This is a genomic window from Haemophilus haemolyticus (assembly GCF_003493605.1).
Lineage (GTDB): Bacteria > Pseudomonadota > Gammaproteobacteria > Enterobacterales > Pasteurellaceae > Haemophilus > Haemophilus haemolyticus_J.
On record NZ_QQKA01000014.1, the window covers coordinates 24,111 to 30,941 of the forward strand.

Annotated in this window: 7 protein-coding genes; 1 reads left to right on the forward strand and 6 read right to left on the reverse strand. The window is 38.5% G+C overall.

What is annotated here, in order from left to right:
• Positions 1–48 precede the first annotated feature (48 nt).
• The 5 genes from argG to erpA all read right to left on the reverse strand — a co-directional run bounded on the left by argG (position 49) and on the right by erpA (position 5,663).
• Complete coding sequence (gene argG, locus DV424_RS08545) at positions 49–1,383, reverse strand: argininosuccinate synthase (RefSeq protein WP_118859718.1); 1,335 nt, start codon at positions 1,381–1,383, stop codon at positions 49–51.
• Positions 1,384–1,559: 176 nt separating this feature from the next.
• Positions 1,560–2,432 (reverse strand): phosphoribosylaminoimidazolesuccinocarboxamide synthase, encoded by an 873-nt coding sequence (locus tag DV424_RS08550; RefSeq protein WP_118859719.1) that lies wholly within the window; start codon positions 2,430–2,432, stop codon positions 1,560–1,562.
• A 167-nt stretch (positions 2,433–2,599) separates the two neighbouring features.
• Complete coding sequence (gene mrcB, locus DV424_RS08555; protein ID WP_118859720.1) at positions 2,600–4,957, reverse strand: penicillin-binding protein 1B; 2,358 nt, start codon at positions 4,955–4,957, stop codon at positions 2,600–2,602.
• Positions 4,958–4,963: 6 nt separating this feature from the next.
• The gene (locus DV424_RS08560; RefSeq protein ID WP_118859721.1) at positions 4,964–5,317 is read right to left on the reverse strand and encodes a YacL family protein; all 354 of its coding nucleotides are present in this window, start codon (positions 5,315–5,317) and stop codon (positions 4,964–4,966) included.
• Position 5,318: 1 nt separating this feature from the next.
• Positions 5,319–5,663, reverse strand: coding sequence for an iron-sulfur cluster insertion protein ErpA (gene erpA, locus DV424_RS08565; RefSeq protein ID WP_118859722.1), 345 nt, complete (start codon positions 5,661–5,663; stop codon positions 5,319–5,321).
• A 136-nt stretch (positions 5,664–5,799) separates the two neighbouring features.
• Between erpA and map the strand changes: the two genes are divergently transcribed.
• Positions 5,800–6,606: a type I methionyl aminopeptidase gene (gene map / locus DV424_RS08570; protein WP_005638836.1), complete on the forward strand. Its 807-nt coding sequence runs from the start codon at positions 5,800–5,802 to the stop codon at positions 6,604–6,606.
• Between the two features lie 62 nt (positions 6,607–6,668).
• On the opposite strand, the gene DV424_RS08575 is transcribed toward map, so the two are convergent.
• Positions 6,669–6,831 (reverse strand): IS3 family transposase (locus tag DV424_RS08575; protein WP_154099475.1); only part of this gene is annotated, 163 nt, incomplete at its 5' end.

The window sequence follows — 6,831 nt, forward strand, 5'->3', positions numbered from 1 at the left end:
GCATTTCATGATGTTAAATATCAATCATTGAAATGCAGATTTTATTATTTATTTTTTGCCTAATTGTGGCAATACTGAATCTTTAATTGCGCTTAATAAACCTGTTTGTGCATAGATACCAAGTTTACCTCGGGTGTCAGATACATCTAAATTGCGCATTGTTAATTGACCGATACGATCAATTGGATCAAATGGCGCATCTTCCACTTTTTCCATACTTAAACGCTCTGCTTCGTAGGTTAAGTTTGGTGATTCGGTATTTAAGATAGTGAAATCGTTACCACGACGAAGTTCAAGCGTTACCGTACCCGTAATTGCTTTTGCCACCCAACGTTGTGCTGTTTCACGCAGCATTAATGCTTGCGGATCAAACCAACGACCTTGGTATAACAAACGGCCTAAACGGATGCCATTAATACGATATTGTTCAATAGTATCTTCATTGTGAATACCGGTTACTAAACGTTCGTAAGCGATATGCAATAATGCCATCCCTGGTGCTTCATAAATACCACGAGATTTGGCTTCAATTATACGGTTTTCGATTTGGTCAGACATCCCTAAACCATGACGACCACCAATACGATTTGCTTCTAGAATAATATCAACTGCATTATCAAAACGTTTACCATTTAATGCGACAGGGACACCTTCTTCAAAAGTAACGGTGACTGTTTCTGGTTTAATTTCTACATTGTCATCCCAAAATGCTACACCCATAATTGGTTTAACAATTTTCATGCCTGTGCTTAATTGCTCTAAGTCTTTTGCTTCATGGGTTGCACCCAGCATATTGGAATCAGTCGAGTAGGCTTTTTCAACGGACATTTTGTAGTCAAAACCATGTTCGATAAGGAATTGAGACATTTCAAAGCGGCCGCCAAGTTCTTCAATAAATTGTGGATCTAACCAAGGTTTATAGATTTTTAAATTCGGGTTTGTTAATAAACCATAACGATAGAAACGCTCAATATCATTCCCTTTGAATGTAGAGCCATCTCCCCAAATATTCACATCGTCTTCTTTCATTGCTGCAACAAGCATTGTGCCGGTTACTGCACGACCAAGTGGAGTCGTATTGAAGTAAGGAATGCCGCCTGTCGAAATATGGAATGCTCCACATTGAATTGCCGCAATGCCTTCATGAGCAAGCTGAGCACGACAATCAATTAAGCGAGCATTTTCAGCACCATACGCCATTGCTTTTTTAGGGATTGCGCTGTAATCATCTTCATCGGGTTGGCCTAAATTGGCGGTGTAGGCATAAGGCACCGCGCCTTTTTGACGCATCCAAAGTAATGCCGCGCTGGTATCTAATCCGCCAGAGAACGCGATACCGACTTTTTGCCCTTCAGGTAAATGTTGTAGAATTGTATTTGACATATCTTTTCCTTGTTTATAATTCAGATTGAATAATTAATCATTTTATTTGAATAAAAAGTCATTTAAATATAACCGCACTTTTTATGTTTGTCTAGTCTTTTATGCGTTAAGACTAAAAATCTTTAGTTGTCATCATGCATAAAAATCCCCGCTGTAAATAGCAGGGATTTTGATCTCTATTTTGTTAATAAATCTAGCGCTTCCTGATATTTATCAACAGTTTTCTGAATAATATTTTCTGGCACTTTCGGTGCGGGAGCTTGTTTATTCCAGCCGCTATTTTCCAACCAATCGCGTACAAATTGTTTATCGAATGATGGAGGATTAATCCCTCCTTGATAAGTATCGACAGACCAAAAACGGCTAGAGTCTGGTGTTAATACTTCATCCATTAAGGTGAGCGTGCCATTTTCATCTAAACCAAATTCAAATTTTGTGTCGCAAATAATAATACCTTTAGTGAGTGCATATTCTGCAGCAGCAGTATAAAGGGCGATCGCTTTTTCTTTTACTTGTGCGGCTAAATCAGTCCCGATGAGTTTTTCACATTCGGCATAGCTGATATTTATATCGTGATTGCCTACGGCTTCTTTACTTGATGGGGTGAAAATAGGTTCTGGCAATTTACTGGCTTCAACTAAGCCTTCAGGTAATTTTAATCCGCAGATGGTTCCAGTTTGTTTGTAATCTTTTAAACCACTGCCAGTTAAATAGCCACGTACGATAGATTCAATTTTAATGGGATTCAAACGTTTACACACTACAGCGCGATCTTTGATTAAATCAGCTTCTTCTTTTGGCAACACATCATAAACACTCTCGCCAGTGAAATGATTCGGCATAATGTGAGTAAGTTTGTTAAACCAAAAGTTGGAAATTTGAGTCAGGATTTCTCCTTTTCGTGGAATAGGATCATCTAAAATAACATCAAACGCAGATAAGCGGTCAGAAGCAACCATTAGCATGCGTTTATCATCGATTTCATAGAGATCACGTACTTTACCTGAATAGATTTTTTTTAGACTTAAAGTGGGGAGTTGTTGTGTCATCGTTTTGCACCTGTATGAAAGTAAAAACTGGCGCGTATTGTACCGCACTTTTAAAGCAAACGTTTGCTATTTTTTTAAAGAAATAAAAAATCCCCTGAAATTTCAGGGGAAGTGTAGTTTTTTCGCTTCAAAATATTTGCTTATTATTAGCAATATACCGCGATTAATTATTGTGCGGGTGGATTTGGGTTATCCAATACATCCCAGACGCTTTCTTGCCGAGGAGCAATTTCGGTTTCAGCTGGTGGAGTAGCTGGCGATGGAGAAACATTTGATGTTTCTCCGCAGAAATTCTGCCCATTATTCACCCAAACTGGGATCACTCGATTGCTGTCACAATCCCAGCTACCATGTTGGGTAATTCCAACCCATTTCATATTTGCGGGTTTATTTAGCTTCAATTTTTCAATATAAGTATGGCTTAAATAATCTTTATAAATCTGTAATGCGCCTGATGCACCAGTAAGTTTTGTTTCGCCATTATCATCGCGACCAAGCCAAACTGTGCTGATATTTTTTCCATCGATCCCCACAAACCAAGTATCACGCGCATCATTTGTTGTCCCTGTTTTACCAGCTAAACGTAAATCCGCATAATCATTTTGCAAGCTACGAGCTGTACCACGTTCAACAGTTTGTTGCATCGCAAATAACGTTTGGAATGCGGCTTCTTGTGGGACCACTTGTTTTGCAGTTTTATCATGTTGATAAATGATATTTCCTTGACGATCCGCAATGGTATCGACGGTTGTGAGCTCAATCCGTCCACCTTGATTCGCAATAGTTTGATAAAGTTTAGTTACATCATAAGGTGAAATAGTATAAGCCCCGAGCAACATAGCGGGCACTTTTGGAATTTCCACATTATCCCATCCCATCGCTTTTTGTGTATCAATGACTTTGCTCAAGCCGACTTTCATCCCAATATTCACAGTCGGAATATTTAAAGAACGTGCTAAGGCATCCATTAACATCACCGAACCACTATATTTTTTGTCATAGTTGCGCGGCTGCCATGGCGGGCTACCTTTGACATTAATCGTAATTGGCTGGTTATTAATTGGGGTATTCAAGCGGAACTGTTCTGGATTCGAAAGTGCGGTCAAATAAATTGATGGTTTTACTAAAGAACCAATCTGACGTTTTGCCATTAATGCACGATTAAAGCCTGCATATTGCGTTTGCAAACCACCCACTACCGCACGAATTTCACCCACGCGGTAATCCGCAACAATCATAGCACCTTCTAAATATGGATTTTTCGTTTTCAGTTGTAGTTGTGAAACTGTATTCACCACTGCATTTTCTGCTTGAGCTTGTTGTTTTAAATCCATTGTGGAAAAAATACGTGCGCCAAGTAAGCTCGACATTTTATGTTCGCCAAGCTCACGGCGTAAATCTGCTTGTAAAGTTTGAATAAACGCAGGGTATTTACGCGAGATTTGTCCTTTTTGTTGAATACCTAAAGGTCGTTGGCTTAATAATTGGTAAAGTTCATCACCGATCATTTTATGTTCAAGCATGAGCTTTAAAACAACATTACGACGTTCTAAGGCATTTTGAGGATTACGCCAAGGATTATAAAGTGAAGGACCTTTGACCATCCCGACTAAAAGTGCAATTTGATCTAAGCTAATTTCACGAATTGAACGACCAAAATAGAATTGGCTAGCTAATTCAAAACCGTGAATTTGCGTATCGCCATTTTGTCCGAGATAAATTTCATTAAGATAGGTTTCGAGAATACGGTTTTTATCATAACGCCAATCTAACACCAATGACATCAAGGCTTCGTTCGCTTTACGGGTAATCGTACGTTCGCTTGATAAAAATAAATTTTTCACGAGTTGTTGAGTGAGCGTACTCCCACCTTGTACCGTTTGCCCTGCACGGATATTGGTAATTAATGCTCGTATAATCCCCACTGGGTTTATACCATGATGATCATAAAAACGGCGATCTTCCGTTAAAATTAAGGCATCAATCAATAAGCGCGGGTAATTTTGTAAAGGAATTGCAAGGCGATCTTCATTATCAGATTCCAACATCGCAATCAATTTTGGCGCAAGGCGAAACTCATCGATTGCTTTTACTGCAACGAGATCTTCAATTCGATTAAGTTTGTTATCGACAAAACGTAAACGTAAAACTCGTTGTGGTTCTGGTTTATCAGGGAAAGGGAAAGCGCGGCGAAGAACTACAATGGTATCATCTTCCAATTTGAAATCACCTGGTGCGGCAACCATGGTCGTTTGGCGATATTCGTTATCTAATAAAATTTGAATCACTTCATCGAAAGCGAGATTATCTGAAATTTTCACACTTTCAATGCGGCTATACACTTCAGCAGGCAAACGCCAAATTTGCCCATCCATTTTTGAACGGATTTGCCAATCGAGATAACCGCCGTAAAAAATCGTTAAGATAAGCGCAGTGAAGCTAAATTTCAGTAAAAAACCTTTAAAAGTGCGGTTATTTTTTGGCGTGTTTTTCGATGATTTTTTAGCGGAGTGTTGAGAAGTCATAGTGAGTTAAGCAATAAAATCAACATAAGATTGGAGAAAATGAATAAAATCTTGCGTACCGCAAAAAGCAAGGCTTTCTTCATCATAATAATGAAAATCGTCTTCCAGAATTTCATCTGTTTCAATGGCGAGATTGTTGGCGCGCACCATTACTTCATCAGCATCTAAAAACAATGTATATTCTGCGCCGACTAAGACTTTTTCTTGATTTTCAGAGAGTGATTGTGCAGTAGAAAGTGCGGTCAAAATCGCCTTTGGATTTGACCGCACTTCTGTATTGAACCAGTTAGCAAGGGCAATGTGTTCCATTGAACATTTTACGGATACATTGCCTTGATAATGTGTAAATTGAAAATCCATCTTAGATACTAAAGGATGAACCACAGCCACAAGTGCTGGTCGCATTTGGATTATTTACAGTAAAGCGTGAACCTTCTAAACCTTCTGTGTAATCAACGGTACCACCGATTAAATACTGTAAACTCATTGGGTCAATCACAAGTTGAACGCCTGATTTTTCAATCGTTAAATCACCTTCATTCACTTTTTCATCAAAAGTAAAACCATATTGGAAACCGCTACAGCCACCACCTGTGATATACACGCGTAATTTCAAATTAGTATTTTCTTCTTCGTTGATTAAACTTTTTACTTTATTCGCTGCTGCATCAGTAAATGTCAATGGTACTGCAATGTTATCTGTCATAATTATTTCCCGCTTCCCGAAAATTTGAATTTCGTTATTATCTAATAACCATTTACTCCATTCAAGTGTAATCCAGTTTTTTCCTAGAAATCGTGCTATAATCTGGCAAAAATTTTTTCAAAAAAGGTGAAATAAAATGGCTATTCCAATTAGAACAGAAAAAGAAATTGTAAAACTACGTGAGGCCTGCAAATTGGCTTCGGATGTGCTGGTGATGATTGAACCTTACGTAAAAGCAGGTGTAACTACTGGTGAACTTGATCGAATTTGCCATGAATATATGGTGAATGAACAAAAGGTTATCCCTGCGTGTTTGAATTATCATGGTTTCCCAAAGGCTACCTGTATTTCCATTAATGAAGTTGTCTGTCACGGTATTCCAAGTGACGATAAAGTGCTAAAAAATGGCGATATTGTGAATATTGATGTCACGGTGATTAAAGATGGTTATTTTGGCGATAACTCAAAAATGTATATCGTGGGCGGAGAAACGAATATTCGTAGTAAAAAATTAGTGGAAGCGGCACAAGAAGCCCTATATGTGGGATTGCGTACAGTAAAACCAGGTATTCGTTTAAATGAAATAGGTAAAGCCGTGCAAAAATATACTGAAAGTCAAACTTTCAGCGTTGTGCGTGAATATTGCGGACATGGTGTGGGTACAGAATTTCACTGCGAACCTCAAGTATTGCATTATTACGCAGATGATGGAGGTGTGATTTTAAAACCAGGCATGGTGTTTACGATTGAGCCAATGATTAACGCGGGCAAAAAAGAAGTGCGAGTTATGGGAGATGGTTGGACAGTAAAAACCAAAGATCGCAGCCATTCAGCACAATATGAACATCAACTTGTTGTTACTGAAACTGGTTGTGAAGTGATGACTATTCGTGATGAAGAAATTGCGGAAGGTCGAATTTCGCGGATTATGGTGAATGTGTAATTGGCATTAAATTATAATATTAGGGCGTAGATATTGATCTGACCCCAAAAAGTTAGACTGATTTAGTTCAAGGACTGAGTTCTGTAATTCACAGGGCTGAGTCCTTTTAGTTTCCCCTGAATGCGCTCATGGTTGTAATAATGAATATATTCATGAATCGTTTTTTCCAGTTGTTCGAACGTCTCAAATCGTTTGCCGTAATAACATTCCGTTTTTAATCGCCCA

Bases quoted from the DNA above. Each gene is read 5' to 3' on its own strand.
- mrcB (WP_118859720.1), bottom strand. From the start codon at position 4,957: ATGACTTCTCAACACTCCGCTAAAAAATCATCGAAAAACACGCCAAAA.
- erpA (WP_118859722.1), bottom strand. From the start codon at position 5,663: ATGACAGATAACATTGCAGTACCATTGACATTTACTGATGCAGCAGCG.
- DV424_RS08560 (WP_118859721.1), bottom strand. From the start codon at position 5,317: ATGGATTTTCAATTTACACATTATCAAGGCAATGTATCCGTAAAATGT.
- DV424_RS08550 (WP_118859719.1), bottom strand. From the start codon at position 2,432: ATGACACAACAACTCCCCACTTTAAGTCTAAAAAAAATCTATTCAGGT.
- argG (WP_118859718.1), bottom strand. From the start codon at position 1,383: ATGTCAAATACAATTCTACAACATTTACCTGAAGGGCAAAAAGTCGGT.
- map (WP_005638836.1), top strand. From the start codon at position 5,800: ATGGCTATTCCAATTAGAACAGAAAAAGAAATTGTAAAACTACGTGAG.